Below are 19,442 nucleotides of genomic sequence, written 5' to 3' on the forward strand. Positions count from 1 at the left end.
CCGCGGGCCCGTCCCACCTGGGATTTCACCGGCGCGCGCGGGACGTCCGCAGCGCGAACGGTGTGGTGAAGGACACCGGGGAACGAGAACCGCCCCCGCCGGTGAACCGGCGGGGGCGGCTTCGTCACGGCCCGTGACGGCGCGGAGATCAGTCGTCGTTCTTGCCCGACGGCGTGGTCTTCGCGATCTGCATCAGGAACTCGGCGTTCGACTTGGTCTGCTTCATCTTGTCGAGCAGCAGCTCGATCGCCTGCTGCGAGTCGAGCGCGTGCAGCACCCGGCGCAGCTTCCAGACGATCGCGAGTTCCTCGCTGTTGAGGAGGATCTCCTCCTTGCGGGTGCCCGAGGGGTCGACGTCGACGGCCGGGAAGATCCGCTTGTCCGCGAGCTTGCGGTCGAGCTTGAGCTCCATGTTGCCGGTGCCCTTGAACTCCTCGAAGATCACCTCGTCCATGCGCGAGCCGGTGTCGACCAGCGCGGTGGCCAGGATGGTCAGCGAGCCGCCGTCCTCGATGTTGCGCGCGGCACCGAAGAAGCGCTTCGGCGGGTACAGCGCGGTCGAGTCGACACCACCGGACAGGATGCGGCCGGAGGCCGGGGCGGCGAGGTTGTACGCGCGTCCCAGACGGGTGATCGAGTCCAGCAGGACGACCACGTCGTGACCCAGCTCGACGAGGCGCTTGGCGCGCTCGATGGCCAGCTCGGCGACGGTGGTGTGGTCCTCGGCCGGGCGGTCGAAGGTCGAGGAGATGACCTCGCCCTTGACCGACCGCTGCATGTCGGTGACCTCTTCCGGACGCTCGTCGACCAGGACGACCATCAGGTGGCACTCGGGGTTGTTCGTGGTGATCGCGTTGGCGATCGCCTGCATGATCATGGTCTTGCCGGTCTTCGGCGGGGCCACGATCAGGCCTCGCTGGCCCTTGCCGATCGGCGACACGAGGTCGATGATGCGGGTCGTCAGCACGCCCGGGTCGGTCTCCAGACGGAGCCGGTCCTGGGGGTACAGCGGGGTCAGCTTCTGGAACTCGGGGCGGCCGCGGCCCGATTCGGGCGCCATGCCGTTGCACGAGTCGAGGCGCACGAGCGCGTTGAACTTCTCGCGGCGCTCGCCGTCCTTGGGCTGGCGCACGGCGCCGGTGACGTGGTCGCCCTTGCGCAGGCCGCTCTTGCGGACCTGGGCGAGGGAGACGTAGACGTCGTTCGGGCCGGGCAGGTAGCCCGAGGTCCGGATGAACGCGTAGTTGTCGAGGATGTCGAGGATGCCCGCGACGGGGATCAGCACGTCGTCGTCGGCGACCTGCGGCTCGTTCGGGGTGAACTCGTCGCGCCCGCGACGGCCACGGCGGTCGCGGTAGCGGCCGCGGCGGCCGCGGCGGCCGTCCTCGTCGAAGTCGTCCTGCGGACCGTTGTCCTGCTGGCGGTCCTGACGGCCCTGGCCCTGGCCGCCCTGCTGCTGGCCCTGACCCTGGCCGCGGCCCTGGCGGCCGCCCTGACGGTCCTGGCGGTCGGCGCGGTCGGCGCCGCCCTGCTGCTGGCCCTGGCCGCCACCCTGCTGCTGCCCCTGCCCCTGGCCCTGACCCTGCTGGCCCTGGCCCTGGTCGTCGGCCTTGCCGCGGTCGCGGCGGCCCTGGCGCTCCGTACGGTCGCCCCGCTCGGCGCGGTCGCCGCGGTCGCGGCGGTCCCGGCGGGTACGGCCCTCGGCGGCGTCCTGGCCGGCGACGGCGGTGGCCGCCTCGGCCTTGGCCTCGGGCTGCGCGGTGACGGCGGCGGCCGCCGTCTCCGGCTTGGTCTCGACCTGCACGGCGGCGGGGGCCGAGGACTCCGGGCTGCCGGAGGGGGCCGTGGCACGGCGGCGGCGGCGCTCGCCGACCGGCTGGTCGTCGGCCTCGCTCGCGCGGGAGGGGCCCCCCGCCGGCTGGCCGGGAATGTCGATCTGGGCCTGCACGGCCGGCTTCTCGGCGGGCGCCGCGGCGGCGGTCTCGCCGGTGCGGGCCTTGCTGGTGGCACGGCGCTTCGGCTTTGCCTCGGCGGCGTCGGCGGGGGCGGAAGCCGCGGCCTTGGCGGTGGAGGCACCACCGGCCTGCGTCTCCTTGATGACCTCGATCAGCTGGCTCTTGCGCATCCGCGCGGTGCCCCTGATGCCGAGGCCCGACGCGACCTGCTGCAGCTCGGCCAGAACCATGCCCTCGAGGCCGGTGCCGGAGCGGCGACGCTTGGGTGCGGCGCCCGCGGCGGTGGCACTGGTGTCGACACTGGTGTCGGCAGCGCCCATCAGATCGGTGGTGTCGCTCACGAAGGGTCCTTCCCTGGAGCGGACGTCGGCCTGTCTGGCTCGGCGACCGGTTGTGCTGTCCGACCGCGGTCCTAGGTGTGGACCGTGCCGGGGCGGTGGTCCGCCGGCAGAGATACCGCGGCGGAGGGAAACGTGCATGGGTTCCGGCGAGAGCCCCCGAGCTGGAAGCGTGGGAAAATCACGCCGATTCCGGAGCGTGCTCGAAACTGCTTGGCAGTGATCAAAGCAGTTGGGGAGGCTCCCGGAAGAAAGGTGGTCCCTGATGGGGACACTGAGCACCGAGCCATGGCGGCTTCGGATGCGCACTTGAGACTAACACTACCGGATCCAACAGACATTCCCCCTCTCAGTAACCGGCCTCGCGCCCGTCCGGGGGCGGCCTGCCCGGCCGCCCCGTCCCCCTGGCGGCCGTGTGCTAGCCGCCCTGGCTGCCCAGCGGAAGGACGCTCGCGCCCCCGGCGTCGAGCGCCAGCCGGTTGGCCGCCCACCCTTCGCCCGCGAGCTGCGCGACCTTGTCGGCCGCGTCGTTGTCGGCCAGCGCGAGGACCGTGGGTCCGGCGCCGGAGATGACCGCGGGGATCCCGTCCGCCCGCAGCCTGTTGACGAGCGCCACGCTCTCGGGCATCGCCGGGGAGCGGTACTCCTGGTGGAGCCGGTCCTCGGTGGCGGGGAGCAGCAACTCGGGACGCCTGGTCAGGGCTTCGACGAGCAGGGCCGCGCGGCCGGCGTTGGCGGCGGCGTCCACGTGCGGGACCGAGCGCGGCAGCAGGCCGCGGGCGGTTTCCGTCAGGACCGGCTTGGAGGGGACGAAGACCACCGGAACGATGGAATCGGCGGGCTCCATACGGATGGCCTTGGCGCTGCCGCCGTCCATCCAGGCCAGGGTGAAGCCGCCGAGCAGGCAGGCGGCGACGTTGTCGGGGTGGCCCTCGATCTCGGTGGCGAGTTCCAGCAGGGCGGTGTCGTCGAGGCGCGCCTCGCCGCCTATGGTCACGGCGCGCGCGGCGACGATCCCGGCGCAGATGGCGGCGGAGGAGGAGCCGAGGCCGCGGCCGTGCGGGATGCGGTTGGCGCACACGACCTCCAGGCCGCGCGGCTGCCCGCCGAGCAGGTCGAAGGCGGTGCGCATGGACCGTACGAGCAGGTGGCTCTCGTCGCGGGGCAGGTTGTCGGCGCCCTCGCCGGCGATGTCGACGTTCAGGCCGGAGTCGGCGACGCGGACGACCACGTCGTCATAGAGCCCCAGGGACAGCCCGAAGGCGTCGAAGCCCGGGCCGAGGTTGGCGCTGCTGGCGGGAACGCGCACCCGTACGGCGGCGGCGCGGAATGCTGGACCGGCCACGCTCGATGACACTCCTTGTGACTGTGCGAGATCTTTGCCGTGGATCTTCAGCTGTGAATCTTCGCTGTGAATGTACTGGAGAACGTACGACACCCGAAGGCCCCCGGGGCAGCACCGCGTCATATGCGCGGTGGCGGATGTCAGTACAGCGTATCGAAGGAAGGTTCTTCTCCGACATAGGGCGCACGGGAGGCGCACGATGCGTGTCGCGGTGTTCCCTCGCGCTTTTGTGGCCGTACGGGCCGAGTTGCCGGATTCCGGAAGGCTCCGAGGAGCCCTTCCGGAATCCGGCGGCGGGGCGGCGGGTGCCGGGCGGCCGTGCCGCACCGGCCGGATCGCGCCGGTGTCCGTCAGGTCGGACGGCCGGGCGCGAGCGCCGGGCGCGCGGTCAGACCAGGCCGAGGCGTGCGGCGGCGGCCTCGGCGTCCACCGGGACCGTGACGGGCTGCGGGGCGCCCGCGACCGCCCAGTCGGGGTCCTTGAGGCCGTTGCCGGTGACCGTGCACACGATCTTCTGGCCCGGGTCGACCAGCCCCAGCTCGGCGGCCTTGAGCAGACCGGCGACGGACGCGGCCGAGGCGGGCTCGACGAACACGCCCTCCTGTGCGGCCAACAGCCGGTACGCGGCGAGGATCTGGCGGTCCGTCACCTCGTCGATGAAGCCGCCCGACTCCTCGCGGGCCGCCAGGGCGTACTCCCAGGAGGCCGGGTTGCCGATGCGGATCGCGGTGGCGATCGTGTGCGGCTCCTTGACGACCTCGCCGCGAACGATGGGCGCGGAGCCGGAGGCCTGGAAGCCCCAGACGCGGGGGGTGCGGGAGGCGAGGCCGTCGGCCTTGTACTCCTTGAACCCCTTCCAGTACGCGGTGATGTTGCCCGCGTTGCCGACCGGGAGGACGTGGATGTCGGGCGCGTCGCCGAGCGCGTCGACGATCTCGAACGCGGCCGTCTTCTGGCCCTCGATGCGGACCGGGTTGACGGAATTGACCAGCGCGACCGGGTAGTTGTCGGCCAGCGCGCGGGCCAGGTCCAGGCAGTCGTCGAAGTTGCCGTCGACCTGGAGGATCTTGGCGCCGTGGATGAGCGCCTGGCCCATCTTGCCGAGCGCGATCTTGCCCTGCGGCACGAGGACGGCGCACACCATGCCCGCGCGCACCGCGTAGGCGGCGGCGGAGGCGGAGGTGTTGCCGGTGGAGGCGCAGATGACCGCCTTCGCGCCCTCCTCCTTGGCCCGGGTGATCGCCATGGTCATGCCGCGGTCCTTGAAGGACCCGGTGGGGTTCGCACCCTCGACCTTGAGGTGGACTTCACAGCCGGTGCGCTCGGAGAGCACCTGCGCGGGGACGAGGGGCGTACCGCCTTCGCGGAGCGTGACCACCGGGGTGTTCGCCGTCACCGGAAGCCGGTGCCGGTACTCCTCGATGATGCCGCGCCACTGGTGGGTGCCGTTGTCGGTCATGGGTCCCTTACTCCCCTTCAACACGCATGATGCTGGCGACACCGCGGACGGTGTCCAGCTTCCGCAGTGCCTCGACGGTCCCGGAGAGGGCGGCGTCGGGCGCGCGGTGGGTGACGACGACGAGGGAGGCTTCATTGCCGACCCCGTCGGGGCGTCCTTGCTGCCTAACGGTATCGATGGAGACACCGTGTTCCGCGAACGTGGTCGCCACCTGGGCGAGCACGCCCGGCTTGTCGGCCACGTCCAGGCTGATGTGGTAGCGGGTGACGACGTCGCCCATGGGGCTGACCGGCAGCCGCGTGTACGCCGACTCGCCCGGCCCCGTCACCTCGGCGAGCTTGTTGCGGCAGACGGCCACCAGGTCGCCGAGGACCGCCGAGGCGGTCGGCGCGCCGCCCGCGCCCGGACCGTAGAACATCAGCCGGCCGGCGGCCTCGGCCTCGACGAAGACGGCGTTGTACGCCTCCCGGACCGAGGCGAGGGGGTGGCTGAGCGGGATCATCGCCGGGTGGACGCGGGCGGTGACCGAGCGGCCGTCGGCGGCGCGCTCCAGGATCGCCAGCAGCTTGATGGTGCAGCCCATCCGCTTGGCGGAGGCGAAGTCCGCGGAGCTGACCTCGGTCATGCCCTCGCGGTAGACGTCGTCGAGGTGCACCCGGGTGTGGAAGGCGATGCCGGCCAGGATCGCGGCCTTGGCGGCGGCGTCGTAGCCCTCGACATCGGCGGTCGGGTCGGCTTCGGCGTACCCGAGGGCGGTGGCCTCGTCGAGCGCCTCCTGGTAGCCGGCGCCGGTGGAGTCCATCTTGTCGAGGATGAAGTTCGTGGTGCCGTTGACGATGCCCATGACGCGGTTGATCTTGTCGCCGGCGAGGGACTCGCGCATCGGGCGGACCAGCGGGATGGCGCCGGCCACGGCGGCCTCGTAGTAGAGGTCGCGGCCGTGCTGCTCGGCGGCCGCGTGCAGGGCGGCGCCGTCCTGGGCGAGCAGGGCCTTGTTCGCCGACACCACGGAGATGCCGTTCTCGAAGGCGGTGGTGATCAGGGTCCGGGCGGGCTCGATGCCCCCGATGACCTCGATGGCGACGTCGATGTCACCCCGTTTGAGCAGGGCGGTGGCGTCGGTGGTGATGAGCGCGGGGTCGATCCCCTCGCGGACCTTGGAGGGCCGCCGCACGGCGACGCCGGCCAGCTCGACGGGCGCGCCGATCCTCGCCGCCAGGTCGTCGGCGTGCGTCGTCATGATGCGCGCCACCTCTGAGCCGACCACTCCACAGCCCAGCAGCGCCACCTTCAGCGGACGCGTACGCATCATGTAGACCCAAACCTTTCGATCCACGGATCGATCAGGCTTCGATCCGTCCATCAGCCCCCGCTGCGCGGTCTTGCGCACCAGGTGGGAACAAGTCTCACTCAATGGACAGAACTTTCCATCCTTCGTCCATTGAGTGAGACGGTAATTTCATTATCCGACGTCGATGCGCAGGAGATCTTCCTCCGTGTCGCGCCGGACGATCACACGGGCCGCTCCGTCGCGCACGGCGACCACCGGCGGACGCAGCGCGTGGTTGTAGTTGCTCGACATCGAGCGGCAGTACGCGCCGGTGGCGGGCACCGCGATCAGGTCGCCCGGCGCCAGGTCGGCGGGCAGGAAGGCGTCGCGCACCACGATGTCACCGCTCTCGCAGTGCTTGCCCACGACGCGGCAGAGCATCGGCTCGGCGTCCGAGGCGCGCGAGACCAGCGCCACGCTGTATTCGGCGTCGTAGAGGGAGGTGCGGATGTTGTCCGACATCCCGCCGTCGACGCTGACGTACGTCCGCAGCCCTTCCAGCGGCTTGATCGTGCCGACCTCGTAGAGCGTGAAGGCGGTCGGCCCGACGATCGCGCGGCCCGGCTCGACGGAGATCCGCGGCGCCCGCAGCCCGGCGCCCTCGCATTCGCGCGCGACGATCTCGGTGAGCGACTTGGCGATCTCGTGCGGCTCACGCGGGTCATCGGTGTCGGTGTAGGCGATGCCGAGGCCGCCACCGAGGTCGATCTCGGGCAGCTCGACGCCGTGCTCGTCGCGCACATCGGCCAGCAGCCGCACCACGCGCTTGGCGGACACCTCGAAGCCGGCCATGTCGAAGATCTGCGAGCCGATGTGGGAGTGGATCCCGATCAGTTCGAGGCTGTCGTGGCCGAGCACGCGGCGCACGGCCTCGGCGGCCAGCCCGTCGGCGACCGCGATGCCGAACTTCTGGTCCTCGTGGGCGGTGGCGATGAACTCGTGCGTGTGCGCCTCGACGCCGACGGTCACGCGGATCTGCACGCGCTGGCGGACCCCCAGCTCGGCGGCGACGTGCGCCACCCGGGCGATCTCCTGGAAGGAGTCGAGGACGATCCGCCCGACGCCCGCGGCGACGGCCCGCCGGATCTCGGGGACGGACTTGTTGTTGCCGTGGTAGGCGATGCGCTCGGCGGGCATCTCGGCGGCGAGGGCGGTGGCCAGCTCGCCCCCGGAGCACACGTCGAGGTTGAGCCCCTCTTCCCTCAGCCAGCGCACGACGGCCTTGGAGAGGAAGGCCTTGCCCGCGTAGAAGACGTCGGCGTCCGGCCCGAAGGCGTGCGCCCAGGCGCGGCAGCGGGCCCGGAAGTCCTCCTCGTCGAGGAAGTAGGCGGGGGTCCCGAACTCCTCTGCGAGCCGGGTCACCTCGATCCCGCCGACGCTGACCACTCCGTCACCGGCGCGGGTGACGGTCCGGGACCACACCTTCTCGGGGAGCAGGTTGAGGTCGGCGGCCGGCGGGGCGTAGTGGCCTTCCGGCAGGACGTCGGCGTGACGGGGACCGGCGGGGTGTGCGGAGCGGCTCATGACGCTTCTCTTTCTCCTCTAAACCACTTCAGGAATGTCGACACCGAGCAGGGTCAGGCCACCGGCCAGCACCGTCCCGGCGGCATCGGCGAGCGCCAGCCGGGAGCGATGGGCGGCCGAGGGTTTCTCGTCCCCTCGGGGCAGTACGTCGTACTGGAAGTCGAGCAGGGCGTCGGCGAGCGCGACGAGGTGCCGGGCGAGCCGCTCGGGCGCCCGGTGGTGCGCGGCGGCTTCGAGCACGAGGGGGTACTCGCGGAGCGCGTCGAGCAGGGGCTTGGTGGTGGGGGTGCGGGCGGGGGTGGCGCCGGCCGGGGTCGGGTCGTCCGTCGCCGGGTAGTCCGTCGCCGGGTAGTCCGTCGCCGGGTCGTCCGTCGCCGGGGCGAACCCGAGCTGGGCGGCGTTGCGTACGAGCGCCCGGGCGCGCGCGACGGCGTACCGCACCCGGAAGAACTCGCTGGCCTCGCCCTGGACGAGCAGGACCGGGCCGAAGTGCGGCGGCTGCGCGGGGTCGGTGGCGAGCATGCCCCAGCGCGAGGCGTCGGCGCCGTAGCGGCGTACGACGTCCCCGTCGGCCCGCGCCACGGGCGCGACGCGCAGCAACCGGGCGTCATCCGGCACGCCCTGGCTCCGCAGCAGCCGCCCGACGGCCTCGCGCACGGCGCGGGTACGGAGGTCCTGGTCGGCGGCGGCGTCCGTACCGGGGCGATCGACTGGGGCGGGGAGGTCGGCGGAGTCGGCGAAGCCGTACGCGGCCCCCCGGGCCCGCACCAGCCGCACGACCTCACGAGCACCGGCACCGGCACCGGCAGCGCCGTCGCCATCGCCGTCTCCATCATCACTGAGACTGAAATTGAGGAAGCCGGGGCCGGTGATCTCCACGTGCCGGATTCCGGCCACCCGGCCGAGCCGCCGGGCCAGCAGATCGGCCACCTCGGCGGGACGGCGTCCGCTCGCCTTGGCCAGCTGGAGGGCGACGGGGGTGGCGTACTCCCCCACTCCCCCGGGCCGGGTCCGCTCGACGACGACCCGCTCGGGCACGACGGCCCCTGCGCCGAGCTCCCCGCCCTCGACGGCGCAGCGCACGGCGCGCACGACGGTACGGGAGAGGTCAGCGGGGGTCACGGGACCCACACTAGGGGAGAAGGTCCCCCCTGACGCGAACCGGTTTCGCCATGTGAACTCCCCGCCCGCCGGTCCCCCCGCGCTTGCGCTCGATCAGCCGCCGCACGACCCGCACCAGCTCGGTCGGCTCGAAGGGCTTGGCGAGGAACGCGTCCACCTGGGCGAGGGTCCCGGACTCCACCTCGTACTGCGTACACGCACTGACGATCACGACGGGCACCAGCCGCGTCCGCGGATCGGCGCGCAACCGCGCGACGGTCCCGAACCCGTCGAGCCGCGGCATGACGACGTCCAGGGTGATCACGTCGGGACAGACCCGGTGCACGACGTCCAGGCACTCGGCACCATCGTTCGCGGTCACGACCTCGAAGCCCTCCAGCTCGAGATTGACCTTGATCAGCTGCCGGATGACCTTGTTGTCGTCGACAACAAGCACCCGGCCCGAGGCGCCTGACACAACTCGAGAGTAGGTCGCCCTAAGCCCCCGCGTCCGGGTTTTTGCCACTTCCACCCCCTCCGGGCGACCCACCCCTCCGGACCCCGCAAACGCGTTCCTGATCACCCCGCGGAAGCTGGTAGTGTTCAACCCGTCGCCGCACAGCGGATGACACGCCCCCGTAGCTCAGGGGATAGAGCAACGGCCTCCGGAGCCGTGTGCGCAGGTTCGAATCCTGCCGGGGGCACTCCAGCTGGTGGTGTGCAAGTGTCGCTGACCAGCTGAAGTGCCGAGCATGAAGACCTGGACCCAGTCCCACTGAGTCCAGGTCTTTGTCGTTGTTACGCACTGATCGCGATAGACCTGCGATAGACCGGCCTCAGGCGCGGCAGGGGCTGTCACTGCACCCGCGCCCCGCTTGATCACCCAAACACCCTGACGACACACGGTCGCCGACCCTACGATGTGGCCCTCCTAGAACAGGGAGTGGATCCATGTCCGTGTTACAACTGGCGGCCGGCCAGGGACTTTCGGACCTGCAACAGAAGTTCGTAGTCGCCCTGGTAAGCGCCATCATCGGTGCCAGCGCGACGCTCCTCGTCCACATGCTCAAGGCCCGAGCGGAGCCACGCAAAAGAATCTCCTGGGACTCCAGCTTCGATCCGGGTTTTGCTGCCATCGACGACCCTGAGATCCAAGAGAAGCTGAACGTCACATATGACGACGTGGACGTAAAAAATATCTTCTCAATCAAGTATAGGGTCTCAAACACGGGAAACCGTGCCATCAAAGATCAGCGGTTCCGTTTCAAGTTTGCCGACGGAACGCAAGTACTTGAAACATACATGTCCCCAACTCCCGAACCGGAGTTGAAAGTTGAACTCGAACGCAACTCCAACCCCCAGGAAGTAATCTACAAAGTTGGGCACCTGGAGCGTGATCAGAACGTCCACTTTAGGTTCGTAGTAGCTGGCGATACTGCGGATCAATGGAAAGCGGTGCCATCGAATGAAGAAGGGGACGTAGAGGTAGAAAAGAAGGGTGTCGCACAAAGGAAGGAAGACCGGATGCACATCGGCCCCTTCACAATGTCCCTCTTCCTCTTCCTGACCGTACCCTATTCAATCACCTCATCCATGATCCCTGATGGGATTGCCGAGGCTCTTGCAACAATCACACGCTTCACATTTCTGGGCTATATGCTCTTCCACCTCGCCCCTGTAGCGCGAACACTCCGAGATCTCTTTAGCAAGAGCGAAGCCGCTCGACCTGGAGGTGACTATAACTCCGTAGCGCACAGGGGAGGGACCATCGTAGTTGTCGGTGACGGCGGCTACATCAAAGGCAATGTCGGCGTCCAGCCGCCGGACGAAGAAGACTGAGACATAGGCCAGCCTCTATGGCTAACATGCTCCGCCTGCGTCAACTACCAGCAGCAAGGCTCAGTCGAGTGGCCAGTCGAGTTCCTGCTCGATCTTCTTGTTCATGACCGCCTCCTGACCGTAAATGCATCCCTCGTACACGCGATGAATCACCTCGGGCGAGTTGCCAACCCGGCGGGCGACCTCAGCCACGGGCACCCCAGCGTTCAGCCAGGTCGTAATGCAGGTGTGTCGCAGGTCGTAGGGCCGTCCGCCGAGGATGGATGCTTCAAGGTCCGGTGGCAGCGCGTAGGCCCGGGCGTCCTTCCAGACCCGCCAGTACGTACTGCTACCGACGAGACCGAGCCGCTCGTTTGTGAAGAGCCGGCCGTCCTTGGCCGTGCCGAACTCCTTAAGATGGGCACGGAGCATGGTGACCAGCGGCGGCGGGATCGGAACCGGCCGGTCATCCTTGGCCTCCCTGGACTTCAGCCCTCGCTTGTCGTGTCGCTCCCCGCTGTCCGTCCACTGCTTGCCGGACACGGGATGGGTGTCCCGGAGGGTGAGCGTCCCCCATCCTTTCTCGGGTAGGTAGCAGTCCGACTTCCTCAGCCCCACCGCCTCGCTCGGGCGGAGCGCTGCGAAGTACATCACCGCGTAAAAGGCCACCAGACGGCGCCCCTTCTTGCGGTCCCACGTCCCGACGTATGACACCGCGGCGAGCAACTGAGCGGCTTGGGTCTTGTTCACGAGAACGCGCGGGTCGACACGATCCGATGAAGAGGTCTTTACCCTCTTAAGCCCGGCGAGAGGATTCTCGGCCAGGAGATTGCGCTCAATCGCGTATTCCACCGCAGTGTTCAGAGCTCGGCGCCTGCGGCGGGACGTCTCCCCCGCCGCAGGCGTACCGTCCAGCTTGAACGAAAGCCGGTACTGGATGTCTCGCAGAATCTTCGGCTCTTCCAACGCGGAAACGAGAAGCGACTTCTTCGAAAGCCACTGATGGACATTTTCGAGTTCGGCCGGCGGCGCCAACTCAGCGTTCGCCGGGACAACGGCCCAGCGCAGAGCGAGGCGCAGCTCCCCCACCTCGGGCATCTGCTTGTCTTGCTCCACCATGGCCAGGGTCACCGCGGCGAGACCATCGGCGATGCCCTCGCGTGTCTTGGCAGCAGCCGTAGGCCAGCGCATAGCCATGTACTCACGGCAGAACGTGAACCAGGAAAGCTCCTCGCGGGCATCGGCGGGCTCTGCAGCCTGCGCGGCGGCGCGGACTTCGGACTCAGGCAGGCCGTCCTTGATGCGGAACGCCTCGCCGCGCTTCATGGCCAACCACAATTCGGACCGACGGCTCCCCGCAAGCGCCACGGTGGCGAAGGTCTTACTGCTGACCTTGCCCCCGACGATCCAGCGGAGCTGATACGGACGGGTCTTACTCTGCGCCTTGGTCACGTTCCACAGGCGGACGTCGAGGGAAAACCCTTCCGGGTCCAAGCCATTGATCTCCTCAGGCCTGGAATCAGCGTCGTTCGTCACGCGGTCTCCTCCCGCATCTCAAGCCAACGGACCAGCTCGGAACGGCGAATGCGCACGGAACCATTCGGGAGCTTGATTGCCTTGGGGCCCTTCTTGCACTGCCGCCAGCGATAGAACGTGGCTCGTGGAACACCGATCTCTTCGACCACCTGCGGGATGGTCAGCATTTCGTCGCGGGGCTTGGCCACGGCGAGACTCCTTCGGGGAGGTATGAGTTGGGGAGCAAGAACACCGGGACCGCTGACACAACTGACAGAACCTGGGCAAAATCGCGTTGACCTGCGAGTTCAGGGCTAGGAGCCGCTCTGACAGAACTCGCGGAAACTCCGACAGAACCTCCCGCGGTGGGTTCTGTCGCGGCCGACGCGTGGGTTCTGTCGGAGTTTCCGGAGGTTCTGTCACGGTGACCGTGGGGCCCGTTCATGCAGGTCAGCGGGCTACATCGAGGGTTCTGTCTGTTGTGGCGGTCCGGCGGGGGTTGTGTCAGGCGCCGCGGGTGAGGCGGGGGTGTGCGTCGTACTTCGGGGAGGGCGGCCGGCCGCCGCGGCCGGTGCGCGGGGGTGAGGGCTGCTGGCGGATCCAGCCGTGTTCCTCCAGGAGGGCCAGGGCCGGGTCGAGATCGGCCATGGCGGGGAAGTCACCGCGGGAGAGCTGGCGGAACAGGTCCCGCTTGGTGAAGCCGTCCATCCGCGAGTCCCGGACGCGGGCGAGGACCTGGTGGGCGGCTTCCTGGGCCGGTGCGGCGCCCATGGCGTCGAAGACGTGCTGGGCGTGAGCGGTGAAGTAGTCCCCGAGGCGGGTGGCGTCGGCCAGGGTGGCGGCCTCAATGGGGCGGGTCCACCCGCTGTCAGGGTGGGCGGCCAGGTGGAGCAGCCCGGCAATCCGAGCGACGGCGCCGTCGCGCTTGCTGGCCCACTTCACGACGTCCGCGAGTGAACCACCCTTCCCGATCCGGGATTCGGTGACCTTCTGGTAGGCGAGCATGACCGCGTCGGCCTCGGGAGTGAGGGTGAGCACTGCCGGATCGGTCCAGCCGTTCAGAGCCATGGCCAGCCCGCCGAGCTGCCGGGCATAGGTGTCGGCCACGTCGTCCGGGATCAGCTCCGGCGTAAGGTTCCGCCGGCCGACCAGCGATTCGGGCTGCGCGTACAAGAACCGGGCCAGCAGCCCGCGGCCGTCGGCCCCCTTGATCTGCCCGATGGACTCCAGCACTTCGGGCTGAACGGCGAGGCCCATCGTGACGGCGGGGTGCTCGACGTGCTGGGCTTCGCGGCCCTGCCGGTTGACGCGGACCATGTCCCCGGCGTGGCCCTTGAGGAAGATCTCCATGTTGGGTGCTCCGCTGTAGCGGCCCGAGATGATTTCGAAGATCCCGCCCTCCGGGGACAGGACGGAGATCCGGCCTTCCTGCTCGGTGAGCAGCGTGGCCAGGTTCTCGGGGGTCACATCGTCCGCGACGAGTTGAGGCTTGCAGGGAACCTTGATTTCCTCGGCGGCCTGGGCCAGGGAGACAGCCTCGGCAATGAGCTGGTCACGCATCCCCGGCTCGGCGTTCGCGGCTTTGGCCGCTGCTTTGTCGGCGGCGGCCTTGGCCAGGCGCGCGGTGGTCTCAGCCTCGGCGCGGGCCGGGCCGGAGAGTTCCACGAGGACCTTCTCCACCGCCATGAGCGGCTCGGTCATCAGGGCGAATACGGCGCTCTTGCGGTTGCCGGGGTCCAGGGCGACGGCGGTGTAGAGGTTGACGGGCTCGCGCCACCGGCCGCGCACGCAGACGGTGGCCCGTCCGCCGGCAGCCGTGGCGATGACGGCCAGGGCCAGGCATCCGGCGAGGTCTGCGGGGGTCTGCGTCTCCTCGGCGACGGCAGCCACCATGGCGGACAGCCACGACGGGAGCGTGTCCACGGGGAAGGTGGGGAGGTCCCGGCGGCCGGTGAGCGGTACCGGTTCGTCCCAGACCGGTCCGGTCACCTCCTCGGCGTCGAGGGCGTCGAACCCGGCCCACAGTTCCGAACTGTCCATGGGCTGTGTGGTCATGCTGCGTCTCCCGTGGTGTGGAGCGTGCTGCGTTGGATGCCGTCGCGGATGCTGGCCGCAATGCGAGAGGGAGCGAGTCCCTTGGCCAGGGCCACTTCGGTGAGTGCGCTGGCAACCTCGTGTTCGGCGATCGTTCCGGCCACGATGAGCCGACCAAGCGCGTACGCGGCGTTGTAGAGCGTCGTGTTCTGGGCGCCGGTGGCGGCGGCCGCGACCTTGGCGACCTCGCCATTGAGCGCGGCGGTCGCGTAGCGGTCTGCCTTCCCGATCCGGGAGCGGAGAACGGCTACAGGGACGGGGGCGGGCGCGGGCGGCGTGGAGAGCAGGTCACCGAGCCACGTGGGGAGGGGGGCCGGGGGTGCGTCGTGAATGATCTCGTATGACCCAGTGCCCACCGTGCTGCCGGCCGCGACCACGTAACCACCCCAGGCTCGCGTGTCGACCTTCCAGCCCAGGCGCCCTGCGCTCCCACGCAGCTGCTTTTCGGCAGGGGCGGTGAAGTACAGGTGCTGTCCGCCACGGCGGGTGCGCACCGTGAACGTCTCGGTCGGCAGCCGCTCGCCTGCTCGCTCGCAGATCATGGCGAAGACGTCCAGGCCATCGGTGGCCCCGGCCCATTCGTAGGGAGCGGGTCCGTCATCGTCCTTGGGGATGTCGAGGTCTACGACGAGGAGTCCGGCGGGGCCGGTGGCGATGCCGACGTTGTAGCGGGCCGCCTGCCAGCAGGCGGTGATGTTCCCGGGATCGAGAGTGGCGCGCTGTTCGGGGGTGCGGTGGCCGTCCGCGCAGCGGCCCGTACGAGGGCAGTTGCGTTCGGGGTGCCCTGCGGGCCGCTTGTCTCCAGCCCGAAGGGGAAAGACGGGCCAGCCGCGTGCTGCGGCGGCCAAGGCAGCGTGTAGCAGCGCCGGGGCATGGGTTGGTGTCATGCTGGGGGTCTCCTGTTTCTGCGAAGGGACTGGGGAAGCCGGGGCGGTCGCGGTCTTGTGGTGAGAGGCGACCGCCCCGGGCACAGCTACAGGTCGGTGAGCGCGGCGGTGGGGATCTCGTAGACGTCGATGACGTCCTTGACCCCGTGCCAGCGGCCCGGGATGTGGTGGATGTAGACCACGTGCAGCGGGATCCCGTCGCGGCCGGTGAACGCGTAGACGTTGACCGCGTCCACGTTCTTCGGGCTCTTGCGGGCGCTGCGGATGTGGGACAGGGCCGCGATGACGCTGACGCGCTCGGGCCGGTAGCTGAGACCGTCGACCTGCGTGTGCATCGTGGGGTGCTGCGTGGTGCTCAGGGTGGGGCTGGAGCTCATGGCGATCTCTCTTCAGTGGTGGTGGAGCCAGAGGGCGTACTCCTGGCGGACGTAGCCGCGGGGGTCTGCGGTGCGGGGGCCGTCCGCGCGGTCGATCTCGATCAGCCGGAGGGCTGCTTCGGTGGCGCAGGTCGCGGCGTCGCCGCCTACGGGGTCGTCGTCGGTGAGGGCGATGCGGTCCAGGAGTGCGGCTTTGCGGAGCCAGAACTCGCGGACGTGGATGCCGCCGCGGCAGTCGCGGGCACCGCGCACGGTCCAGCCGATTTCGCTGATGACGCTCGGCGCGGTGGCGTATACCGCCTCGGGCCCGGTCACCAGTCCTTCCCCTCGGCTGAGGGGAGTTCGGGCAGTCCTGAATCCGTGATGGCCTGCTGGTTGAAGCCGGGAAGGGCGGCGCGGGTGATGAGGGCATGGGCGAGCTGTTCGGCATAGGCGGCGCCGGAGCGGGCTACCTCGATCTGGGCTCCGGCTCGCAGCGCTTCGACGCGCTCGACGTGGGCGTGGTCCTCGCGCCGGCCGAGGGTCTCGCGTTCGTACGTGACTGCCTCGCGGCGGTCGGTGCGCCAGTAGCGGGCGGCGAGTCCATAGGCCACGGCGGTGGCCAGTGCCCAGAGCAGGATCGGGAGGGAGATCCCATCGGCGTATCCAGCGACTCCGGCCAGGGCCAGGCCTCCGGATGCGGCGAACGCGGTTCCGGCGATCACGCTGCCCCCGGAATGGTTGCCGGAGGAGAACGCGCCGGCCGCTGCGGCTCCGGCGGCGAGGACGACCATCAGCGCGGCGTTTCCGGCGGAGTGTTCGGCGCCGTTGGCGTTCCAGATCCGGCCCAGGATCAGCACGGTCGTGGTGGCCAGCGCGGGGGCTGCCTTGGGGGCGAGGTCGAGGGCCCAGTGCCGGTAGGTGATGGGCTCGTTCATCCCTGGCTCCCGAGGTCGGAAACGGCGTTCAGAACAGCGGTGGTGAGTTCGTTGATGGGGCCGGATGCTCCAGTGGAGGCGAGGAAGAAGCCGAACATGCAGGCGATGAAAGCGGAGCCGTAGCCGAGGGTCTTGGAGCGGAGGAGGAAGAACAGGACCAGCCCGAACAGGGCTACGAGCGAGACGGTGATGGCCATGGGCTATCCCTTCGGGGCGAACGTCTTGTGGGGGGCGGGGTTGGCGTCGCGGTAGAGGCGCAGCCACAGGTTGTAGAGGTGGCGGCCGAGGCGGATGCGCTTGCCGTGGCCGTCGCAGCGGCGGCAGTGCTTGCCTCGCTTGAGGTGTCCCTTGCGGTCGGTCTTCATCGCGTAGCCGAAGCCCTTGCACTTGCGGCAGGTGCCGAACGGGCTGGACGCGCACACGCTGACGTAACCGAGTGTGACGATGAGCAGGCAGGCGCCAGCAAGGAGGATGAGGGTCATGGGGTGCCTTCCGGGCGGGGTTTCCGGTGTTTCGCAGGTCGGCTGCTAGGTACGAGATCGCTGATGGGAGCCGGTTCGGGGTGCTAGCGGGGGTGCTAGACCTAGCAGCGATGGCCGCTAGGTCTAGCAGCGGTGCGAGTCAGCTCCCAGACCGCTTGCCGTCACGGAGGGTGATGGCAGTGGTGAGGTCGGCGCGGGCGATGCCGCGTCGGGTTGTGCCCTTGCCAGCGGTGGTGGAGCCCCAGACGTCCTGCGCGGTGATGCCGTGCGGCTTCAGGTTCGTGGTGACCGTCTCGGCCTTCCAGCCGCTGTAGACCTCGGGCCGCAGGGCGGCGAGGCGGGCGGCGACCTTCTCGTTCCAGACCTTCTCCTCATCGGCCGGCACGACCCTGAGGATGTCGGCGAGGAGGTCGAAGGAGGCTTCCCCGCTCTCGGGTTCCTGGCCGATGGCGTGGCCGGTGACGTTGCCGTACTCCTCGCGCATCCGCCGTGCCCGCACGACGACCTGTTCGGCGGCCACCGCGTCGACGAACGCGGAAGCGACGATGCGCGGGTCGTCGCCCTCACCGGCCATCCAGCAGATGCCGCGGTCGGTACGGGAGAACATCGTGGCCCGGTACCCCGCCTTGTACATCGAGGTGCCCAGCACCATGTCGTTGGCGGGCTGGCCCATGACCTTGAGGCAAAACCGCAGCACCGCGTTCGCGGAGATGCCGGTGGGCAGCGACTTGGCGTCCGGGCGCTGGGTCCCGAACAGGGTGACCATGCCGAGGGCCGGGCCACGCTTGCACAGGTCGGTGCAGATCTCTTCGAGTTCCTTGCCGTACTTCTCGTGCTCGAAGGGGACCTGGCACTCATCGAATCCGGCAACGATCGGGTGCAGCCCGAGGCTCTTGTCGTTGGCCAGCTCGGCAGTCACCTTCGACTCCGGGCAGCGCGAGCGCGGCAGCGACTTGATGACCTTCGCCCGGCGCCGCAGCTCAGCCCGCAGTTCCCGCAGCGATTCGAGGACGTAGAGGATGTCCTCATCCTCATCCCCTGCCCGGTAGCGGTGACAGACCGGCTCCAGCGCACCGAAGTCGCCAGTGCCCTTGAAGTCGAACGCGTAGAGCTGCGCGCGCGGGTCGAGTGCGGCGATGAGCAGGAACAGGCGCATCAGGAACGTCTTGCCCATCCGCGGGATGGAGCCGACCACCACGGAGGCGAACATGAGGGTGACTGCGACGTCGGCCATGCGCTGGTCGTTGCCGAAGACGACCGGCTTGAACAGATCCACCTGCCCGGACTTCAGCAGCGGCCAGGCAGGCTTCTTCGTCTCGTTCATGGGCTTGTCGCCCACCCACAGGACCAGACGCCCTTCGTGCTCGGTCGGGTCGGCCGAGGGCCACACCGAGCCGACCTTGCGGCGCAGGCCGGAGGCCAGCGGCTTGCGGGCCTCCATGATGTCCTCGGGGGTGACACCCCAGGGAAGGTCGAGGTCGGCGCGGTAGCCGGGCCCGTCCCGGGTGATCTCCGAGGTGAACCGCAGGCCGTTCATGTCGCCGCCCTTCTTGATGGCGGCCGACAGCTTCGCGTTGCCGATGTTGTCCAGAGCCCGGAGCACCAGCATCCCGGTGAGCTTCTCAAGCTCCGTCTTCAGCACGGCGGGCCCGATCACCGGCTGATCCTTGGGGGCGCCCCAGAAACCGGCGGCGAGCACGGCGGCCGACGCGAACACGGCGAGCCAGCCGGGCGCCATGACGTACATCGTCAGCGCGAACCCGGTACCGAAGATGAGCCCCACCACGGTGACCAGCATCCGCAGCCGCACCCGGCTGTCACGCTGCCGCGACAGCTTCAGGTACTCGGCGGTGTTCTCCTTGTAGACCTCATACGCCCGGAGCGGGGCCGCCTCGGCGTCCCACACCCACGCGTTGGTGTCGCGGACCAGGCGGGCCACGCCGCGCGGGGCGAGGCGCCCGAGCTGAAGCGCGTACCAGGGCGTGCGGATCCCGTGGAAGGCGGTGGCGTAGAACGCGTTGCTCGTGGCGCGCTGGGTGGTGGAGACGAACCCCGGCTTCGACTTGAGCCAGGAAGGGATGATCGGCAGCCGCTTGTAGGTCGTGATCCCCGGGGACGGCAGGTTCTTGGAGTCGACCGGCCGCGACCGCGGCGACTCTTCCTCATCGTCGTCGTACCGATCGGCCGGCGGAACCGGCGGGGCCGGGATGGTGGGGCGCTTGGTGGTGATGTCGAAAACCTCGGCGCCGGGGCGCTCCAGGTCCTCGCTCTGGTCAGTGACATGGACATCAGACACGGTG

18 protein-coding genes and 1 tRNA gene are annotated in these 19,442 nt (G+C 69.4%); 2 read left to right on the forward strand and 17 right to left on the reverse strand.

What is annotated here, in order from left to right; translation table 11 throughout:
- Positions 1–148 precede the first annotated feature (148 nt).
- The 7 genes from rho to ABZY31_RS12450 form a co-directional block, all read right to left on the reverse strand.
- On the reverse strand, positions 149–2,296 hold the full coding sequence (gene rho / locus ABZY31_RS12420) for a transcription termination factor Rho (protein ID WP_356408246.1): 2,148 nt from the start codon (positions 2,294–2,296) through the stop codon (positions 149–151).
- Between the two features lie 415 nt (positions 2,297–2,711).
- On the reverse strand, positions 2,712–3,638 hold the full coding sequence (gene thrB / locus ABZY31_RS12425) for a homoserine kinase (RefSeq protein ID WP_356408249.1): 927 nt from the start codon (positions 3,636–3,638) through the stop codon (positions 2,712–2,714).
- A gap of 388 nt (positions 3,639–4,026) precedes the next feature.
- On the reverse strand, positions 4,027–5,097 hold the full coding sequence (thrC, locus tag ABZY31_RS12430; RefSeq protein WP_356408252.1) for a threonine synthase: 1,071 nt from the start codon (positions 5,095–5,097) through the stop codon (positions 4,027–4,029).
- 7 nt (positions 5,098–5,104) lie between these two features.
- Complete coding sequence (locus ABZY31_RS12435; RefSeq protein WP_356408255.1) at positions 5,105–6,409, reverse strand: homoserine dehydrogenase; 1,305 nt, start codon at positions 6,407–6,409, stop codon at positions 5,105–5,107.
- 150 nt (positions 6,410–6,559) lie between these two features.
- Entirely contained in the window at positions 6,560–7,951 is a 1,392-nt protein-coding gene (gene lysA, locus ABZY31_RS12440; RefSeq protein WP_356408257.1) for a diaminopimelate decarboxylase, read from the reverse strand.
- A gap of 18 nt (positions 7,952–7,969) precedes the next feature.
- A complete protein-coding gene (nrtL, locus tag ABZY31_RS12445) occupies positions 7,970–9,073 on the reverse strand; it encodes an ArgS-related anticodon-binding protein NrtL (RefSeq protein ID WP_356408260.1) in 1,104 nt (367 codons plus the stop codon).
- A 10-nt stretch (positions 9,074–9,083) separates the two neighbouring features.
- Positions 9,084–9,602: a response regulator gene (locus ABZY31_RS12450; RefSeq protein ID WP_356408363.1), complete on the reverse strand. Its 519-nt coding sequence runs from the start codon at positions 9,600–9,602 to the stop codon at positions 9,084–9,086.
- Between the two features lie 82 nt (positions 9,603–9,684).
- On the opposite strand from ABZY31_RS12450, the gene ABZY31_RS12455 reads away from it, so the two are divergent.
- Positions 9,685–9,756: transfer RNA gene (locus ABZY31_RS12455), tRNA-Arg, on the forward strand.
- 247 nt (positions 9,757–10,003) lie between these two features.
- Entirely contained in the window at positions 10,004–10,891 is an 888-nt protein-coding gene (locus ABZY31_RS12460; protein ID WP_356408263.1) for a hypothetical protein, read from the forward strand.
- A gap of 60 nt (positions 10,892–10,951) precedes the next feature.
- On the opposite strand, the gene ABZY31_RS12465 is transcribed toward ABZY31_RS12460, so the two are convergent.
- The 10 genes from ABZY31_RS12465 to ABZY31_RS12510 form a co-directional block, all read right to left on the reverse strand.
- A complete protein-coding gene (locus ABZY31_RS12465; RefSeq protein WP_356408266.1) occupies positions 10,952–12,406 on the reverse strand; it encodes a site-specific integrase in 1,455 nt (484 codons plus the stop codon).
- A complete protein-coding gene (locus tag ABZY31_RS12470) occupies positions 12,403–12,594 on the reverse strand; it encodes a helix-turn-helix domain-containing protein (RefSeq protein ID WP_356408269.1) in 192 nt (63 codons plus the stop codon). The genes ABZY31_RS12465 and ABZY31_RS12470 overlap by 4 nt, the downstream gene beginning before the upstream one ends.
- Before the next feature lie 295 nt (positions 12,595–12,889).
- A complete protein-coding gene (locus tag ABZY31_RS12475; RefSeq protein WP_356408272.1) occupies positions 12,890–14,440 on the reverse strand; it encodes a YfjI family protein in 1,551 nt (516 codons plus the stop codon).
- Positions 14,437–15,366 (reverse strand): bifunctional DNA primase/polymerase, encoded by a 930-nt coding sequence (locus tag ABZY31_RS12480; protein WP_356408275.1) that lies wholly within the window; start codon positions 15,364–15,366, stop codon positions 14,437–14,439. The genes ABZY31_RS12475 and ABZY31_RS12480 overlap by 4 nt, the downstream gene beginning before the upstream one ends.
- Before the next feature lie 86 nt (positions 15,367–15,452).
- Positions 15,453–15,743: a hypothetical protein gene (locus ABZY31_RS12485; RefSeq protein WP_356408278.1), complete on the reverse strand. Its 291-nt coding sequence runs from the start codon at positions 15,741–15,743 to the stop codon at positions 15,453–15,455.
- 12 nt (positions 15,744–15,755) lie between these two features.
- On the reverse strand, positions 15,756–16,058 hold the full coding sequence (locus ABZY31_RS12490) for a hypothetical protein (protein ID WP_356408280.1): 303 nt from the start codon (positions 16,056–16,058) through the stop codon (positions 15,756–15,758).
- A complete protein-coding gene (locus ABZY31_RS12495) occupies positions 16,055–16,660 on the reverse strand; it encodes a hypothetical protein (protein WP_356408283.1) in 606 nt (201 codons plus the stop codon). The genes ABZY31_RS12490 and ABZY31_RS12495 overlap by 4 nt, the downstream gene beginning before the upstream one ends.
- Positions 16,657–16,857: a hypothetical protein gene (locus ABZY31_RS12500; RefSeq protein ID WP_356408286.1), complete on the reverse strand. Its 201-nt coding sequence runs from the start codon at positions 16,855–16,857 to the stop codon at positions 16,657–16,659. The genes ABZY31_RS12495 and ABZY31_RS12500 overlap by 4 nt, the downstream gene beginning before the upstream one ends.
- Before the next feature lie 3 nt (positions 16,858–16,860).
- A complete protein-coding gene (locus tag ABZY31_RS12505; RefSeq protein ID WP_356408289.1) occupies positions 16,861–17,142 on the reverse strand; it encodes a hypothetical protein in 282 nt (93 codons plus the stop codon).
- 139 nt (positions 17,143–17,281) lie between these two features.
- Positions 17,282–19,438, reverse strand: coding sequence for a cell division protein FtsK (locus ABZY31_RS12510; protein WP_356408292.1), 2,157 nt, complete (start codon positions 19,436–19,438; stop codon positions 17,282–17,284).
- Positions 19,439–19,442: the final 4 nt, after the last annotated feature.

Origin of the sequence: Streptomyces sp. NPDC006529 (genome assembly GCF_040611795.1) — a bacterium.
Classification (GTDB): Bacteria; Actinomycetota; Actinomycetes; order Streptomycetales; family Streptomycetaceae; genus Streptomyces.